The organism is Streptomyces hokutonensis, assembly GCF_042751305.1.
GTDB lineage: Bacteria > Actinomycetota > Actinomycetes > Streptomycetales > Streptomycetaceae > Streptomyces > Streptomyces hokutonensis_A.
In genome coordinates, this window is sequence record NZ_JBHYWD010000002.1 from 361,912 (window position 1) to 378,466 (window position 16,555).

General features: G+C 70.8%; 12 protein-coding genes. 4 read left to right on the forward strand and 8 right to left on the reverse strand.

Features of this window, described 5'->3' with window-relative positions; genetic code table 11:
- Entirely contained in the window at window positions 1-2,340 is a 2,340-nt protein-coding gene (locus ACFXC1_RS07860) for an ATP-binding SpoIIE family protein phosphatase (protein WP_381240278.1), read from the forward strand.
- Between the two features lie 9 nt (window positions 2,341-2,349).
- Here ACFXC1_RS07860 and ACFXC1_RS07865 read toward each other — a convergent pair whose 3' ends face one another.
- Complete coding sequence (locus ACFXC1_RS07865; RefSeq protein ID WP_381240280.1) at window positions 2,350-2,787, reverse strand: cupin domain-containing protein; 438 nt, start codon at window positions 2,785-2,787, stop codon at window positions 2,350-2,352.
- A 98-nt stretch (window positions 2,788-2,885) separates the two neighbouring features.
- Window positions 2,886-3,716, reverse strand: coding sequence for an aldo/keto reductase (locus ACFXC1_RS07870; RefSeq protein ID WP_381240283.1), 831 nt, complete (start codon window positions 3,714-3,716; stop codon window positions 2,886-2,888).
- A gap of 159 nt (window positions 3,717-3,875) precedes the next feature.
- On the opposite strand from ACFXC1_RS07870, the gene ACFXC1_RS07875 reads away from it, so the two are divergent.
- Entirely contained in the window at window positions 3,876-4,850 is a 975-nt protein-coding gene (locus ACFXC1_RS07875) for a TauD/TfdA dioxygenase family protein (RefSeq protein ID WP_381240285.1), read from the forward strand.
- Between the two features lie 2 nt (window positions 4,851-4,852).
- On the opposite strand, the gene ACFXC1_RS07880 is transcribed toward ACFXC1_RS07875, so the two are convergent.
- Together ACFXC1_RS07880 and ACFXC1_RS07885 are read right to left on the reverse strand one after the other, a co-directional pair.
- On the reverse strand, window positions 4,853-5,881 hold the full coding sequence (locus ACFXC1_RS07880) for an LLM class flavin-dependent oxidoreductase (RefSeq protein ID WP_381240287.1): 1,029 nt from the start codon (window positions 5,879-5,881) through the stop codon (window positions 4,853-4,855).
- A 72-nt stretch (window positions 5,882-5,953) separates the two neighbouring features.
- Window positions 5,954-7,462 (reverse strand): metallophosphoesterase family protein, encoded by a 1,509-nt coding sequence (locus ACFXC1_RS07885; protein WP_381240290.1) that lies wholly within the window; start codon window positions 7,460-7,462, stop codon window positions 5,954-5,956.
- An 88-nt stretch (window positions 7,463-7,550) separates the two neighbouring features.
- Between ACFXC1_RS07885 and ACFXC1_RS07890 the strand changes: the two genes are divergently transcribed.
- Window positions 7,551-9,845 (forward strand): zinc-dependent metalloprotease, encoded by a 2,295-nt coding sequence (locus ACFXC1_RS07890; protein ID WP_381240293.1) that lies wholly within the window; start codon window positions 7,551-7,553, stop codon window positions 9,843-9,845.
- A 7-nt stretch (window positions 9,846-9,852) separates the two neighbouring features.
- Here ACFXC1_RS07890 and ACFXC1_RS07895 read toward each other — a convergent pair whose 3' ends face one another.
- The 3 genes from ACFXC1_RS07895 to ACFXC1_RS07905 all read right to left on the reverse strand — a co-directional run bounded on the left by ACFXC1_RS07895 (window position 9,853) and on the right by ACFXC1_RS07905 (window position 12,416).
- Window positions 9,853-10,752: an MHYT domain-containing protein gene (locus ACFXC1_RS07895; RefSeq protein WP_381240295.1), complete on the reverse strand. Its 900-nt coding sequence runs from the start codon at window positions 10,750-10,752 to the stop codon at window positions 9,853-9,855.
- 153 nt (window positions 10,753-10,905) lie between these two features.
- Window positions 10,906-11,088, reverse strand: coding sequence for an antitoxin (locus tag ACFXC1_RS07900; protein ID WP_381240298.1), 183 nt, complete (start codon window positions 11,086-11,088; stop codon window positions 10,906-10,908).
- A gap of 77 nt (window positions 11,089-11,165) precedes the next feature.
- A complete protein-coding gene (locus ACFXC1_RS07905; RefSeq protein ID WP_381240300.1) occupies window positions 11,166-12,416 on the reverse strand; it encodes an MFS transporter in 1,251 nt (416 codons plus the stop codon).
- 284 nt (window positions 12,417-12,700) lie between these two features.
- Here ACFXC1_RS07905 and ACFXC1_RS07910 point away from each other — a divergent pair, with 284 nt between their 5' ends.
- Window positions 12,701-15,097 carry a M4 family metallopeptidase gene (locus ACFXC1_RS07910; protein WP_381240302.1) on the forward strand — a complete coding sequence of 799 codons (2,397 nt, stop codon included), beginning with the start codon at window positions 12,701-12,703 and terminating at the stop codon, window positions 15,095-15,097.
- Window positions 15,098-15,172: 75 nt separating this feature from the next.
- Here the strand turns inward: ACFXC1_RS07910 and ACFXC1_RS07915 are convergent, their stop codons facing one another.
- Window positions 15,173-16,360 (reverse strand): glycoside hydrolase family 64 protein, encoded by a 1,188-nt coding sequence (locus ACFXC1_RS07915; protein ID WP_381240304.1) that lies wholly within the window; start codon window positions 16,358-16,360, stop codon window positions 15,173-15,175.
- Window positions 16,361-16,555: the final 195 nt, after the last annotated feature.

A 16,555-nucleotide genomic window follows, 5' to 3' on the forward strand; every position in this document is an offset into this window, starting at 1 on the left:
ATGGAGCAGGCCTCCGCCGCGGCGGTCATCGATGCCCGGGGCATCGTGACGGGGTGGAGCGAGGGTGCCCGGACACTGACGGGATACCCGGCCGAGGAGGCCGTGGGCCGGTCGGTGGCGGCACTGCTCGCCGAACCCCCCGCCGCCGCGTCCGTGGCCGCACTGGCCGGCCCGGTGGTCCTACGGCACCGGGACGGCTCCCCGCTCCCGCTCACCGTGCGCGCCTGCGCGGTGCTCGGCGCGGACGGCGCGCCGGACGGATACGTCCTCACCGCCGAACCCCCGCCCGAACCCGGCCCCACCCTCGCCGAGCAGGCCTTCGAGCAGGCGTCGATGTCACTGTCCGTCTTCGACACCGGGCAGCGCTATCTCCGGGTCAACGACGTCGCCTGCCGCGTGATGGGAGTCCCGGAGGACGTCCTGATCGGCCGGTTCTTCCCGGAGACCGTCGAGGACGCCGAACACAGCCGGGGCTTCCTCCGCAACCTGCGCCAGGTCGTCGAGACGGGCCGACCGGTCCGCTACGACAGCTGGGCGGGCGCCCCCGCCCTGAACCGGGAGCACGCCTGGAGCATCGAGATGTGGCCCCTCAGGGACTCCTCCGGCGAGCTGACGGCGGTCGCCCTCGCGGCGTTCGACAGCACCGAGCAGTACCTCGCCCGACAGCGGCTGGCCCTGCTGAACGAGGCGGCGACCTGCATCGGCACCACCCTCGACGTCGTGCGCACCGCCGAGGAACTGGTGGAGCTGCTGGTGCCCCGCTACGCCGACTTCGCCAGCGTCGACCTGCTGGACTGGGTGCTCGGCGCGGACGAACCGCCGACCGACCTGGAGGGCGAGGTCGTCCTGCGCCGGGTCGCCCATGGCTCCGCCACCGAGGGCACGCCCGAGGCGGCGCTGCACCTGTCCGAGGCGGACGTCTACCCGCCGTACTCGCCGCCCGCGCGTGCGCTGATGTCGGGCCGGGCCGTCCTCAGCCAGGCGGGCGAACCCGAGTTCGTCCGCTGGGTGGCGGAGCGCAACGCACGCAGCCCCGCCGCGGCTTCGTACCGCAAGGGCGTCCACTCGATGATCGCGGTGCCGCTGCGGGCGCGCGGCACCACACTCGGCGTCGCGGTGGGCGTCCGTATGGCGCACCCGGACGACTACGCGGGGGACGACGCCGTACTCGCCGAGGAGCTGGCCAGCCGGGCCGCCGTCTGCATCGACAACGCCCGCCGCTTCGCCCGCGAACGCAGCACCGCGCTGGCCTTGCAGCACACCCTGCTGCCCAGGGGCCTGCCGGGACAGGCCGCGGTCGAGGTCGCGCACCGCTACCGGCCCTCCGGTTCGCTCGCGGGCATCGGCGGCGACTGGTTCGACGTGATCCCGCTGTCCGGCAGCCGGGTCGCCCTCGTCGTCGGCGACGTCGTCGGACACGGCATCGCGTCCTCGGCGACCATGGGCCGCCTCTGCACGGCCGTCCGCACGCTCGCCGACGTGGACCTCCCGCCCGACGAACTCCTCACCCACCTCGACGACCTGGTCACCCACCTCGCGACCGACGACACCGGCGACGAGGTCGCGGAACTCGGCGCGACCTGTCTCTACGCCGTCTACGACCCCGTCTCGCGCCGCCTCACCATGGCCGCCGCCGGACATCCACCGCCGGCCCTCGTCCTGCCCGACGGGACCGCGAGCCTCGTCCCGATGACCGCGGGACCACCGCTCGGAGTCGGCGGACTCCCTTTCGAGGCGGTCGAGTTGGAGCTTCCCGAAGGTGCCGTCGTCGCGCTTTACACGGACGGTCTGATCGAGGACCGGGACCGCGACGTCGACCACGCCACCGCCGAAATGTGCCGCGCGCTCACCGCGTCCGCCGAGTCCCTGGACGCGCTCTGCGACTCGGTGCTGAAGGCCGTGATGCCGGAGGAACCGAGCGACGACGTGGCCCTGTTGCTGGCGCGCACCCGCGCGCTGGGCGGCGACCGGGTCGCCACCTGGGACATCGAACCGGACCCCGCGCGCGTGGCCGGGGCCCGGCAGGCCGCCACCGACCAACTCGCCGCCTGGGGACTGGAGGAGGAGGCCTTCGTCACCGAACTCGTCGTCAGCGAACTGGTCACCAACGCCATCCGCTACGGCCAACCGCCCATCCAGCTCCGCCTGATCCGCGACCGTGCGCTCATCTGCGAGGTCTCCGACGGCAGTTCGACCTCACCGCACCTGCGCCGGGCCCACGCCTTCGACGAGGGCGGACGCGGACTCCTCCTCGTCGCCCAGCTCACCCAGCGGTGGGGCAGCAGACAGACCGGCAGCGGCAAGACGATCTGGGCGGAACAGCCGCTGCCGCCCGGCTGACCGGACCGCTCACTCGAAGGGGCAGCCGGGGTTCGGCGCGTCCTCGGAGAACGGCGATCCGTGCGGCAGGACGTACAGCACGTCCAGGACGAGGGGCGTCTTCCCCAGGTTGCGGCCGATGTGCACGTTGCCCGCCCCGGCCGGCTCCTGGATGGTGCTGCCCTTGCGGTAGACGCCGTCGGAGTCGCAGTCGGAGTCGAAGTGGCTGAGCGTGCCCTCCTTGACGATTCCGTACAGGGGGCCGTCGTGGTAGTGCCAGCCGGTGGCCTGACCGGGCGGAATGGTGATCTCTCGCACCGTGTAGTCGGTGTCGCCGATCGTGGTCTGGCTGATCAGCTTGGCGGTGACACCCGGCCCTGCGGGGGTTGCCTGGGCGACGGTGCCGCCGGCCAGCAGGGCAGTGGTGGCCACCACTCCGGTCACGGCGGTACGGAACGCGGTGCGCATACGGGAACCTTCCGGTGAGATCTTGAGCCTCCGCCGTGAACATAGAGGCAGGGAAGGCGAGTTGGGGGTGGAAACACGCAACCTCCACCCCGGGATTCTCAGAATTCCTCGTGCGTTTCCGGGTCCCCGCCCAGGCGCTGCGGGGCATGGTCGGAGAGGGCGGCCAGCTGGGCCGGGCCGAGTTCGAAGCCGAAGATGTCGAGGTTGGCGCGCTGCCGTGCCGGGTCGGCCGACTTGGGGATCGGGACCGCCCCGAGCTGGGTGTGCCAGCGCAGCACCACCTGTCCCGGCGTGACACCGAAGGCCTCCGCGACCGTGACGACGGTCGGGTCGTCGAGCAGCGCGGAACCGCGCCCGAGAGGGCTCCAGCTCTCGGTGAGAACGCCCTTCTCGGCGCCGAAGGCGCGCAGTTCGTCCTGCGGGAACAGCGGGTGCAGCTCGATCTGGTTGACGGAGGGCAGCACGCCGGTCTCCTTCTCCAGCCGCTCGATGTGCCCGGGCGTGAAGTTGGAGACACCGATCGACCGGACGAGACCGTCCTCGCGGAGCTTGATCATCGCCTTCCAGGAGTCGACGTACTTGCCGACGCGGGGCAGCGGCCAGTGGATCAGATACAGGTCCACGTACTCCACGCCGAGCCGCGCCCGGGACTCCTCGAAGGACGCGAGGGTCTCCTCGTAGCCGTGGTGGCGGCCCGGGAGCTTCGTCGTCACGACGATCTCCTCGCGCGGCACCCCGCTGCGGGCGATGCCCCGGCCGACGCCGGTCTCGTTGCGGTAGTTCGTCGCCGTGTCCACCAGGCGATAGCCCGTGCGCAACGCGCCGTCCACGGCCTCCTCGGCCGTCGCGTCGTCCATCGGCCAGGTGCCCAGGCCGATGGCGGGGAGCTTCGTTCCGTCGTTGAGCGTGTGCGTCGGGATGCTGATCACGATCGACCTTCCCTTGACTGTGCGGTACAGCCAGTATGGGCGTCCGGGAGCCCGGTCGCCCGGTGCGGTGATCGCTGTCACGATCTTCTTGAACCCGGTACGACCTGGGTACGACCCGGTGGGCACGACCGACCGAGCAGGTACGACGACGGAGCGCGCATGACGACGGACAGCGGTACGACGGACGAGGCGGCGCGGGTGGACGGCATGGAGGTGAAGCCGGCCGCCGGACACGTCGGGGCCGAGATCACCGGTGTCGATCTGGCCGGTGAACTCGACGACGCCGCGGTGGCCGCGATCCGGGCGGCGGTGCTGCGCTGGAAGGTCGTGTTCTTCCGGGACCAACGGCTCGATCACGCCGGGCATGTGGCGTTCGCGCGGCGGTTCGGCGAACCGGTCGTGCTCGGCAGGCGCGGCAGCGCCTCACCGGCCGGCTTCCCCGAGGTCGAAACGACCGCCGACCGGCTGGAGTTGGGCGGCCGGTTCGGCATGGAGCACGAGGAGTGGCTGGAGCGACGGAGGCACACACTTCTGCGCGGCTGGCACTGCGACCACGGCGCCCGCGTCGACCCGCCGGCCGCGACGATCCTGCGCGCGGAGACCGTCCCGCCGTACGGCGGCGACACCACCTGGTCGAACCTGGCCGCCGCCTACGCCGGACTGTCGCAGCCGGTACGGGAGTTCGTGGACGGACTGCGGGCCGAGCACCGGCTCGGCGTCGGCTACCAGCCGCGGCCCGGCGACGACGCGTACGTCCGCCACCTCCTGGACCACCAGGTCGCCTCGGTGCACCCGCTGGTCCGGGTGCACCCCGAGACGGGGGAGCGGGTGCTGTTCGTCAACGGCTACTACCTGGAGCAGATCACCGACATCTCCCGCGCGGAGAGCGCCGCGGTCCTGGACATGCTGCTCGCGCAGGCGACCCGGCCCGAGTACACCGTCCGCTTCCGCTGGGAGCCGGGCAGCGTGGCCTTCTGGGACAACCGGGCCACCATCCACCTCGCCCCCAGCGACAACGCCCACCTGGGCTTCCCCCGGACCATGCACCGGGTCATGCTCACCGGCGACATACCGGTCGGCGTCGACGGCAAGCCGTCGGAGCCGATCGTCGGTACGGAGCCGGGCCGCTGGTGAGGTCAGGCGGCGGGCCGCCAGCCGAGCGCCGGTCCCAGCTTCGTCGCCATGTCCGTGAGGATCTGCACATAGTCCTCGTGCTCGAAGGTGAACGGCAGCGCGAACGCCACCTCGTCGATCTCCCTGAACGCGGCGTGTGCGCCCAGGAGTTCGGCGATCTCATCCGAGGTGCCGACGATGTCCGGCGCGAACATCAGCCGGGCCGGGCCCTGAGGTGACGTCGTACGGGGAGTGCGCCTGCGGGCGAACTCCTCGTACTTCGCGCGCTGTTCGGGCGACGCGGAGTCGGTGGGGATCACGACCAGCCCCTGGGAGACGCGGGCGGCCTCGCCGTCCGGGTGATGGGCGCGGAACGTGCGGATGTGGGAGAGCTGGATCTCCGCGAAGTCCCTTGACTCGTCCGGCCCTTCGGCCTTGACGACGCTGCTCGTCAGGAAGTTCATGCCGTGCTCGCCGGCCCACTTCGCCGAACTCGCGCTGCCGCCGCCGTACCAGAGGCGGCGGCCCAGGCCGGGGGAGTGCGGCTGGACCCGGTCGGAGAACACCTCGAAGCCCTCGACGCCGCTGAAGTCGGTGGCCGGCTTGCCGCGCACGAAGTCCAGGAGCCGCCGCACCCGCTCGTAGCTGAAGTCCTCGACGTCGGCCGTGTCGGGGTACAGCGCCTCCCTGACCTGGTCGTAGTGCATCGGCGGGCCGACGCTGACGCCCGGGTTGATCCGGCCCCCGGACAGGATGTCGACGGTCGCCAGGTCCTCCGCCAGCCGCAGCGGGTTCTCCCAGCCGAGCGGGATCACCGCGGTGCCGAGTTCGATCCGGCTGGTGCGCTGCGAGGCCGCCGCCATGATCGCGACGGGGGAGGAGATGCCGTACTGGAGATGGCGGTGGCGCAGCCAGGCGCTGTCGAAGCCGAGCCGTTCGCCGAGTTCGATGATCTCCAGCGTCGACTCGTGGCCCTGGCGCGGATCGGCCTCGTCGAACAGGCCGATCGTCAGGAAGCCCAGCTTCCGCAACGGGCGTGAGGTGGGCGGCACGGGCTCCTCCGGCGGTCGTACGTCAGTTCTGTTCTGTCCCGATTGTGACAGGTGAACATTGCGGGCGTGTGATCAGCGCAGCGGGATGACGATCTCGTCCTCGACCGGCGGGTCGATCTCCTGGGCACGGTTGCCGGTGGCCGCGAAGCAGCGCAGGCGGACCGCCTCCGGGGTGACGTCCAGCCGCAGGAAGCACTTGAAGAACGGCGGGCTGTACGTCACCGAGCTGGGCGAGAACAGCTGCGTGTAGATCTTGCGCACCGGGAGCCGGAAACGGGAGGTCCGGTCGGGACGGCCGCCCGCGCCCAGCAGGCTCGCCACCAGCCGGACGCGCCGGGTGACGCGGACCGGCGGGCCCGGGGTGCGCGTCGGCGGGATGCCGAGGCGCTCGCAGATCACGGCCGACGCCTCGGCCTCGGTGAGGGTGAAGAAGCGGCGCAGGTGCAGTCGGCGCCCGTAGAGCCTGCTGTAGAAGGCGAGGGAGTCGCCGCGCAGCGGATAGCAGCGGAAGTCCTGCTCGGTGACGCCCGCGATGTCGACGCGCGGGACGGTGTGGGTGGCGTGCATGAACGCGCCGCCGCCGCCCGAGACCACGTACTGGAGCGTGCGCCCGTCGTCCAACCGCACCGGATAGCGCTGGTAGTTGTGGATGTCGCCGCCGATCGCCGCCACGAAGTGGTGGTCCGGATCGCGGACGATGTCGTCGACCGTGCCGCCGCCCTCGATGACACAGGGGTCGTACTTGCCGTCCACGTACAGGGGCGAGCCCGTGACGAGGATCTTGGGCGTCGGCCCCTTCGCCACCTCCCGCAGCCAGGCGCCCTGTTCGGCGTCGATCGTGCCCAACAGGCCCGTGTCGATGCCGATGATCCGCACTGGTCCCGCGTCGATCGCCCAGTACGGGCCCGGCTGGACGGCCTGTTGGACCGGCGAGGACCGCAACTCCCGTGCCTTGTCCAGGTGTTCGCCGTCGGTCGGGCGGGGGTGGTGCCACAGCAGCGACCGCCACCAGGCCCGGGTCAGCGGGCGCGGCCCCGACTCCGGCGCCGGGAGCGCGGGCGCGTCGTCGCAGAAGACGCGCATGAAGCCGCCGAGGCCCTCGTACCAGTCGTGGTTGCCGGGTATCGCGTAGATGGGCGCCGGATAGCCCTGGTACGGCCGGAAGAACTTCGTGCCGTAGTCGTCCGCGGTGCCGACGGGATAGATGACGTCGCTGGCTATGACCGCGAAGTCAGTTCCCTGACTGACCTTCAGAAACCCTGGCACGACGGCGTATTGGGGATCGTCACCCTCGCCCGTGTCACCGACGACCATGAAGGAGAAGGTGTCCGCGTCGTCGCGCCGGATCACCTTGTCGGCAGGGGCACCGGCGGCCGTGCGCTGGGCGACCCAGCGGCTGCGGGTGTCGCCGGTCGGGTCCCCGAACCAGGAGGCCAGCACACCGTTGCGCGCGGCCCACAGGGTCCTCGGGTCTAGCCACGAGACCTTCTCGACACGGGACGGCATGAGCTGCTGGTACGCGCCGCGCTCCGCGGTGCCCCAACCGGCGCCTTCGGCGGTATCGCGTGAGGATTCAGACACCGGTGCACCGTAACAACGAGCCATGGCGGGGCGAGAGGCGGGGGCCTGGCAACATCAACTCGACGACGTACGACCGAAAGGCCCCCGCATGCCCGGCGAAGCCGACTTCATCGATCTGCTCCCCGACCCCGAACTCCGGTCGGAACGGCTGCTGTTGGGCATCCGCCACTTCGGCGAACCCTTCCTCCTCACCGTCTCCCTCTCCCAGGGCCTGGGCTCCAGCGACCTGTGGCTGGACCGGGGCAGGGCGGGCAAGGCGCGGCTCGCGGAGTTCCGCCGGATCGGCGACCGGGTCCTGTTCGCGGTACGCAACAAGCACTTCCTCACCTCCGGCGACGAGGCCGCCGTACGGGCCGGGGACGAGTCGTTCGCGCTGTCAGTGGTGTGGAGCGGGCCCGTGCTGCGGGAGGAGGACGGAGCGGTGGTCGTCGACGCGACCGGCCTGGTCGTCGCCGACCACGACCGGGTCGCCGAGCATCTGCACGCGCACGAGCAGGGCGACTACACGATCGACGAGTCGGCGAGCCTCCCGCTCACCGCCGACAGCCGCAACGGGCCCCGTGCCGTCCGGCTGCCCGCGCTCCTCACCTTCCGGGGCCCCGGCCGGGGCGAGGCAGTGCGGGCCGTGGCCGCCGACCCGCGTGCGATCACCCTCGTCCAGCAGCTCAACCTGATGCGCCTGCCCGCGACCCCGCTGCCCGTCCGCCGCTACCACCCCGCCTCGGGCGGCTACGGCATCGGCTACGCCGACCACGGCCTCGTCGGCCGGGCGGGCACCCAGATCAGGTTCCAGCCCCGCTTCCGCGCGGAACCCGGCGGCGACCCGATCGTCTTCCAGGTGGACCCCGCCGTCCCCGAACCCTTCCGCTCGGCGGTCGTCGAGGGCGGCAACTGGTGGCAGCGGGCCTTCGCCCGGATCGGCCTCCCCGACGCCTACCGGGTCGAGCCCGGTGGCGCCGAATTCGACCCCTACGACCCCGGCGTCAACGGCGTGGTCTGGGTGCACCGGTCCGGCCGCGGCTGGTCCCTCGGGCAGGGGCTGACCGACCCGCGCACCGGCGAGATCCTGCACGCCCGGGTACGGCTCGGCTCCCAGCGCGTTGAGCAGGTCCGCGCGCTCGGCGAGGCCCTCCTCGCCCCCTACGGCCGCCCGGACGAGGCCGAACGGCTCGCCGCAGTCGAGGAGTTGGTGCTCGCCCGGCTGCGCCAGCTGACCGCGCACGAGATCGGCCACGCACTCGGCTTCATGCACAACTTCGCCGGTTCGGGGCACCCCGAGCCGTCCGTCATGGACTACCCGCACGCCCGCATCCGCGTCACCGAAGACGGCGAACTCGATCTCTCCGCCGCGTACGGCACCGAACTCGGTCCGTGGGACCACTTCCTGGTCGCGCACGCCTACGGACGGTTCGGCGCAGGCGAGGGCGAGGAGGACACCGCGCTCGCCGCACTGCGCCGCGCAGCCGCCGAGGCCGGTCTGACCTACGTCTCCGACGAGGACGCCCAGGGCCCGAACGCCGCGCACGCCGACGCCGTGCCCTGGGTCAGTGGAACGGACGCGCTCCAGGCGCTGGAGACGATGCTGCGGGTCCGCCGTATCGCCCTGGACGGATTCTCCGCCGGGGTGCTGCCACCCGACCGGCAGACCGGTGAACTGGAGGAACGCGCCGCGCTGTTGCACCTGCTGCACCGGCACGAGGTGGCGGCCGTGGCCCGGCTGGTGGGTGGGGTGCGCTACGCGTACGGGCTCGCGGGTGAGGCCGGCCGGGGCACGGAAGCCGTCGACGCGGCCACTCAGCACACCGCTCTGACCCGACTCGCCGGACTGCTGCGCGCCGAACAACTCGCCCTGCCGCACCCGGTGTTGGACACCCTCACCCCGCCCGCGATCCGCTACGGCCGGACGGAGCAGTACCTCGACACGGGCGCCGGACGGATCTTCGACCCCTTCGAAGCCGTACGGGCCGCGACCGCGCTGGTGACCCAGCAGTTGCTGGACCCGGCCCGGCTCAACCGGGTCGCCTGGCAGCACGCGGCCGACCCCGCCGTTCCCGGCGTCGCGGACATCGTCGACGCGCTGCTCGCCACGACCTGGCGCCGGAGCGACCCCGTGCCCGGGGAACTGCCCGGCGGGTCAGCCGTGCAGCACGCGGCGGACTGGACGCTCCTGAACCACCTGCTGACCCTGCTCGACGACACCGCGCTGCACACGCCGGTGCGCATGTCGCTGCGCGGTGCCGTCCGGCGGCTCGCGACGGAGCTGCGCTGCCAGGGCGACGAACAGGCTCGCGAGGCGGGGGAGTTGGTTCGCGCCTTCCTCGCCGACCCCGGCTCGGTACGGCTCGACCCGCTGCCCCGGGTGCCGCCGGGCGCGCCCAACTGAGGCGACGCTAGCGGGGTCTGCGGCGGCCGGTGGTCGAACTCGGGCCGTGGCGACCGCTGTTGGCAACCATGGTCCGGGGTGTCGAGGCGTCCCGTGCGGTGAAGGCCGAATCCGCTTGCCTGTCAGCGGTTTTCGAGGCGATGGGGTGCCGGGCGAAGGAGCGGTCCCAGTTGCCCTCGCCCATCACCAGCAGCGGGTCGAACATGACGACGACCCCGGCCAGCAACAGGAAGATGACCGGGCCCAGCAGCATGGGCAGCAGCAACGAGGTGGCGGAGTCGCCCGTCCACGCCCCGCCGGTGCTGTGCAGATGGACGCTCACGGCGGCCATGGCCGTGTAGTGCATCCCGGACACGGCCACGCCCATCACCAGGCTGGCGCCCAGACTCGCGAGGAAGCCCCGGATGGAGACGGCCGCCCACAGGGCCGCCGTCGCGGCGACGATCGCGATCGCGATGGAGAGTACGACCGTGCTGGTCCGGTACTCGATGGTGCCGTTCAACTTGAGGGCGGCCATACCCAGATAGTGCATCGCGGCGACCCCGAGGCCGGTGATCACACCCGCTCCGGCGAGCGTGCCGGTGGTGGCGCCGCGGTATCCCACGGTGAACACCCCGACGGCGACCATCACGATCGCCACAGCCAGACTCAGCACCGTGAGGCCGACGTCGTAGCCGATGCGGGTCTCCTCGACCTGGAAGCCGATCATCGCGATGAAGTGCATCGTCCAGATGCCGGTGCCGATGGATGTCGCGCCCAGCGCGAGCCAACCCCCCTTCCAGGAATTTTCGTTGTGCAGGGACCGCACCACGCAGCGCAGTCCCAGAGCACCTCCCAGGCAGGCCATCAGATAGGCCGCCACCGGAGTCACCGCACCGTAGCGGAACCCGTCGATCGTGCCTTGCATGAGCCAACTCCCCCCAGAGTTCAGGCTTCCTGTGGGGGGAGTATGTACGAATCGGGGCCCGGCCGCGCACCGGTTTCACATCTGTACTTGACGAAGTCTCTAATTTCAGGGACCACTTGGGGCGCATCGAGGGCGATACACGGACAGATGCGGTCAGGGCTGTTGCGGCCTCTCGCGGTCGATGAACTCGTTGGCCTTGTCCTGCGCCATGTCGACCTGCTTGGCGTGCTTGCCGCCGGTGCGCTCGTCGATCATGTCCCCCGCCTTGTCCACGCCCTGCTTGGCCTTGTCGGGGTTCTGGCCGAGCATTCCCTTGACCTTGTCCATGAACGACATGGGTGTCCTCCTTCGGACGTGCGTTGGCCCTCCCAGCATCCCCCGCGTTCGCGCAGGCCGCATTTCGGTGCCGTGCGTCAGGCGGGCACCAGCGGTTCGTGCGCGTCGGTGGCGCGGGCCCCGCGGGTGGGGGAGACGGTGAGCGCGAGCGCCTGGAGGACCGCTCCGGTCAGCCCCACGGACAGGGCGAACCGGTAGCCGACGTGGTCGGCGAGGAGCCCGCCCAGGGGCGCCCCGATCGCCACCATTCCCCAGTTGAACGAGCGGATCGTGGCGTTCATCCGCCCCCGCAGCCGGTCGGGCGTGACCGCCTGGCGACAGCTCATCTCCACCGGGCTCTCGAGCGAGATCGCCCCGGACACCACGAAGAAGGCCGCGGACACACAGACCAGGGCCCACGGCCCGCGGTGGGCGAGGACCAGCGGCAGCCAACCGACGGCGGCGAGCAGACGGCCCGCGATCAGGGTGGCGCCGACATCGAGCTTCTTCGCCACCCGTCCCGAGAACGCGCCGCCGAGCACACCGCGGAGTCCCGCGCAGGCGTAGGCCACGCCCAGACAGAAGTCCCCGATCCTCGGCTCACGCAGCGCGAAGACGACGAAGACCGTACTGACCACGGTGTTGAAGAGCAGCATCAGATGCGAGGTCAGCGCGATGGACGCCAGGGTCCGGTGCCGGTAGACCCGGGCCACCCCCTCCCGCAGCTCGCTGACGAGACCGCGCCGCGCGCCCCGGTCGGGCACCGGATCGTGGGCCCGCACCGAGGTGAGCAGCAGGCCGGAGGCCAGACAGCTGACGGCCTCCACGAGTACGGCGACCGGTGCGCCCAGCAGCTTGATCAGTACGCCGGCGATCAGCGGCCCGGTCGACCCGGCCACCGCGTCGGCCTGTCCCACCCGGGCGTACCCCGCGTTGAGGAGTTCTCGGGGGACCAGCCGCGGCACGTAGGACTGGTTGGCCGCGTCGAAGAACAGGCAGAGCACCCCGAAGGTGAAGGCGAAGACGCACGCGCACAGGGTGGCGATGTCGAGCCGGTCCAGCGCGTACAGCAGCGGAATCGCGCCGAGCAGCGCGGCCCGGCCGAGATCCATGGCCACCAGCACCGGTTTGCGCCGGCAGCGGTCCACCAGGACACCGGCCACCACGCCGAAGAGCAGATACGGCGACCAGCGGGCCGCGTTGACCAGGCCCACCTCGGTCGCGGACGCGCTCAGCGTGACGGCGGTGAGGATCGGCAGGGCGAGCCCCGACACCTGCGAACCGAACGCCGAGACCGCGGAGGCCGTCCAGAAGCGCGCGTACCCGGGAACATCCACCAGTCGGGGCATGACCGGACCGTACCCGGCGAGCCCCTTCCGTCCCCTTCGCGAACCGTAAGTGGCCGGTCCGCGACGCCAGTTGAGCCGGGCGACAGAGGGAAAACCCTTGAGTGCCCCGGCCTTGCGTGACATGGACGGGTCAACACTGTCATCCTCCACGCAGTTACCCCACGGATCCTCCATGGATCGGTCAAAGTTCGGTCGGCCCCGCACAGCTCAGCTCTCCCGGACAGCAGACCCGGCTGTCCGGTCTGTCACCGGCCGCGTCCGCGGCCGTCGCAGGAGGAGTACGAGTGAGACGCATCCCCCGCAAGCGGACCGCGGTTGGAGCCCTGATCTCCACCGCCGCGCTCCTCGCCGTCGGCATCCAGTCGGTTCCGGCGAGCGCGAAGCCCGCGTCCCCCCACCCCAGCCCGCTGCGCACCGGCGGCCTGGAGGCGAAACTCACCCCGGCACAGCGCACCGCCCTGGTGAAGAGCGCCACCGCGAACAGCACGAAGACCGCCCGCACCCTCGGCCTCGGCGCCAAGGAGAAGCTGGTCGTCAAGGACGTCGTCAAGGACAACGACGGCACCGTCCACACGCGCTACGAGCGCACCTACGCCGGACTGCCCGTGCTCGGCGGCGACCTCGTCGTGCACACCCCGCCCGCAGCGCAGGCGACCGGCACGGTGAGCGCGACCTTCAACAACAAGCACACCCTCACCGTCCCCTCCACCACCGCGTCCGTCGCCAAGTCGGCCGCCGAGACCAAGGCCCTCACCACGGCGAAGGCCCTCGACGCCAAGGCGCCGAGCACCGACAGCGCCCGGAAGGTCATCTGGGCCGGCGACGGCAGCCCCAAGCTCGCCTGGGAGACGGTGATCGGCGGCTTCCAGGACGACGGCACCCCGAGCCGGCTGCACGTCATCACCGACGCCACCACCGGCAAGGAACTCTCCCGCTTCCAGGGCATCGAGACCGGCACCGGCAACACCCAGTACAGCGGCACGGTCTCGCTGAGCACCACGCTGTCGGGTTCGACGTACCAGCTGTACGACACCACGCGCGGCGGTCACAAGACGTACAGCCTGAACAACGCCACGTCCGGCACCGGCACCCTGATGACGGACGCGGACGACGTGTGGGGCACCGGCGCGGGCTCCAACACCCAGACCGCGGGCGCCGACGCGGCCTACGGCGCCCAGACGACCTGGGACTTCTACAAGAACACCTTCGGCCGCAGCGGCATCAAGAACGACGGCGTCGCCGCCTACTCGCGCGTCCACTACAGCACGGCGTACGTCAACGCCTTCTGGGACGACAGTTGCTTCTGCATGACGTACGGCGACGGCTCGGGCTCGACCCACGCGCTGACCTCGCTGGACGTGGCCGGCCACGAGATGAGCCACGGCGTCACCTCCAACACCGCCGGGCTCAACTACACCGGTGAATCAGGTGGGTTGAACGAGGCGACCTCCGACATCTTCGGCACCGGCGTCGAGTTCTACGCCAACAACTCCTCCGACGTCGGCGACTACCTCATCGGCGAGAAGATCGACATCAACGGCGACGGCACGCCGCTGCGTTACATGGACAAGCCGAGCAAGGACGGCGGCAGCGCGGACAGTTGGTACTCGGGGGTCGGCAACCTCGACGTCCACTATTCGTCCGGTCCCGCGAACCACATGTTCTACCTGCTCTCCGAGGGCAGCGGCACCAAGGTCATCAACGGCACCACCTACACCAGCACCACTTCCGACGGCGTGGCCGTCGCCGGTATCGGCCGGGCCGCCGCCCTGCAGATCTGGTACAAGGCGCTGACGACGTACATGACGTCCAGCACCAACTACGCCGGCGCCCGCACCGCCGCGCTCAACGCGGCGGCGGCGCTGTACGGCACAAGTTCCGCGCAGTACGCGGGAGTCGGCAACGCCTTCGCCGGCATCAACGTCGGCAGCCACATCACGGTGCCGACCAGCGGGGTCACGGTCACCAACCCGGGCAGTCAGTCCTCCACCGTCGGTACGGCGGTGAGCCTGCAGATCGCGGCCAGCTCCACCAACAGCGGCACCCTGACATACGCCGCGACCGGACTGCCCACGGGCCTGTCGATCAGTTCCACGGGCGCCATCACCGGCACCCCGACGGCGGCGGGCACGTACAGCACCACGGTGACCGTCACCGACAGCACCGGGGCGACGGGTACCGCGTCCTTCACCTGGACCGTCAGTTCCAGTGGCGGGGGAGGCAGTTGCACCTCGGCGCAGTTGCTGGGCAACGCGGGCTTCGAGTCGGGCAACACGACCTGGACCGCGACCAGCGGCGTCATCACCAACTCCAGCAGCCAGGCGGCCCGCACAGGTTCGTACAAGGCCTGGCTCGACGGCTACGGCTCGACCCACACGGACACGCTGTCCCAGTCGGTGACGATCCCGAGCGGCTGCACGGGGACGACGTTCACCTTCTACATCCACATCGACACGGCGGAGACCACCACCAGCACGGCTTACGACAAGCTGACGGTCACCGCCGGATCGACCACCCTGGCCACCTACTCCAACCTCAACGCGGCCAGCGGTTATGTGGCGAAGTCCTTCAGCCTGTCGGCCTTCGCGGGCACCACGGTCGCCCTGAAGTTCAGCGGGGTCGAGGACTCCTCGCTCCAGACCAGCTTCGTGATCGACGACACCGCCGTCACGACCAGCTGATCCACCCGTGAGTCCGGCACCCCGCACGCGCCCCCAGGCGTGCGGGGTGTTCCGGTCTGTTCAGCCCAGCTCAGCTCAGCTCAGCGGGTCCAGCGTCAGATAGGCCTGCTGCGGGTTCCCGTCGTTCACCAGGGACTCCTGGGCGCCGACGTCGTCGAACGCGAACGCGTACGCCTTGCCGTCGGCCATCTGCGCGTGGATCTTGCGCGCGTACTGGTTGGTCACCGTGTCCACGTAGAAGTTCGCCGTGGTGGTGTCCGGCTGGTTGGGGTTGACCAGGAGCGTGGAACGGTTGAAGCCCGCGCACAGCGTGCGCGAAATCGGCCCGCGCACCAGGTCGTTGGGTGCGTCGAGGTACTTGTAGCAGCCGAAGATGCTGGCCGCGTCCGGCTTCTGGAAGGTGGTGACGACCGCGCCGGAGCTGTTGGTGAAGTTCATGACGTTGCCCGACACCCGGCCGTAGTACTTGGTGTTCGGCTGGTCGGCGAACGGTGTCACCGTCAGGGTCGAGGACGCGTACTTCGTCCAGACGCGGTTGATGTAGTCGTCCATCACCGTACTCGGGAGGGCACCTGTCTCTATCCCGTACGTCGGTGAGAGCGCTCGCAGCACCGTGCCGTCGGACCGGGTCTGGATCAGGTTGGCCCAGCCACCCGGCTGTCCGCGCAGCGCGTTGAAGAACCCGGTGTAGCCACCCGACTTGAGGTGCCCGGTGCCGGCCGTGCTTCCGTCGGACCGCTGCACCCCGACCGCGTACGGCGCGGAGAACATGTCCACCTGGGTGCTGTTGATCCACAGCCCGGAGTCGTTCAGCGTGTACTCGGACCAGTTGAAGAGGATGTTGCGGTTCGGGTCGGTCGGGTTCTGCACGGCCGGCTGCACCAGGCCGCCCGTGGTCAGCTTGAACACGAGCTTCTGGCCGTACGAGAAGTAGAGGCGGCCGGAGAACTTCGGGATCCGGATGGTCGTGGACTGTCCGGTCGCCGGGCCCGCGATCGACGCGTCCGGTGCCGGGGTGGGCGGGTTGCCGCCGGCCGGCCAGGCGTGGAACGTGCCGGCCGCGTCGGCCCAACCCTGTTGGCCGGTGGCCAGGTTGGTGCCCAGGTCGTAGATGTAGACCGCGTCGCCGCGGCCCGAGTTGTTGGTGATCTTCAGCGGGATCGTGGCGGGCACCGCCGCGTCCGCCGTCAGCGGTGTGGCCAGCGCGAGCATTGTGGCCACCGCGGTCGCGGCGCCCAGTCGGCGCAGGATTCTGCCGAGCACTACTCACCTCCGTGGGGGGTGTACGAGAAATTGGTCCGTACCTGTGTGAGAGCGCTCTCAGATTCGCGCCGCCGCGCGAGCATGTCAATGAGTTGAACGAAAGGGGGGGGGGGGGGGCCCCGCGCCGCGCGCGCCGGGGGGGGGGGTGGGGATAGTCGGGGCCGGGCGCACGCCCGAGCGCGCGCGCGCGCGCCG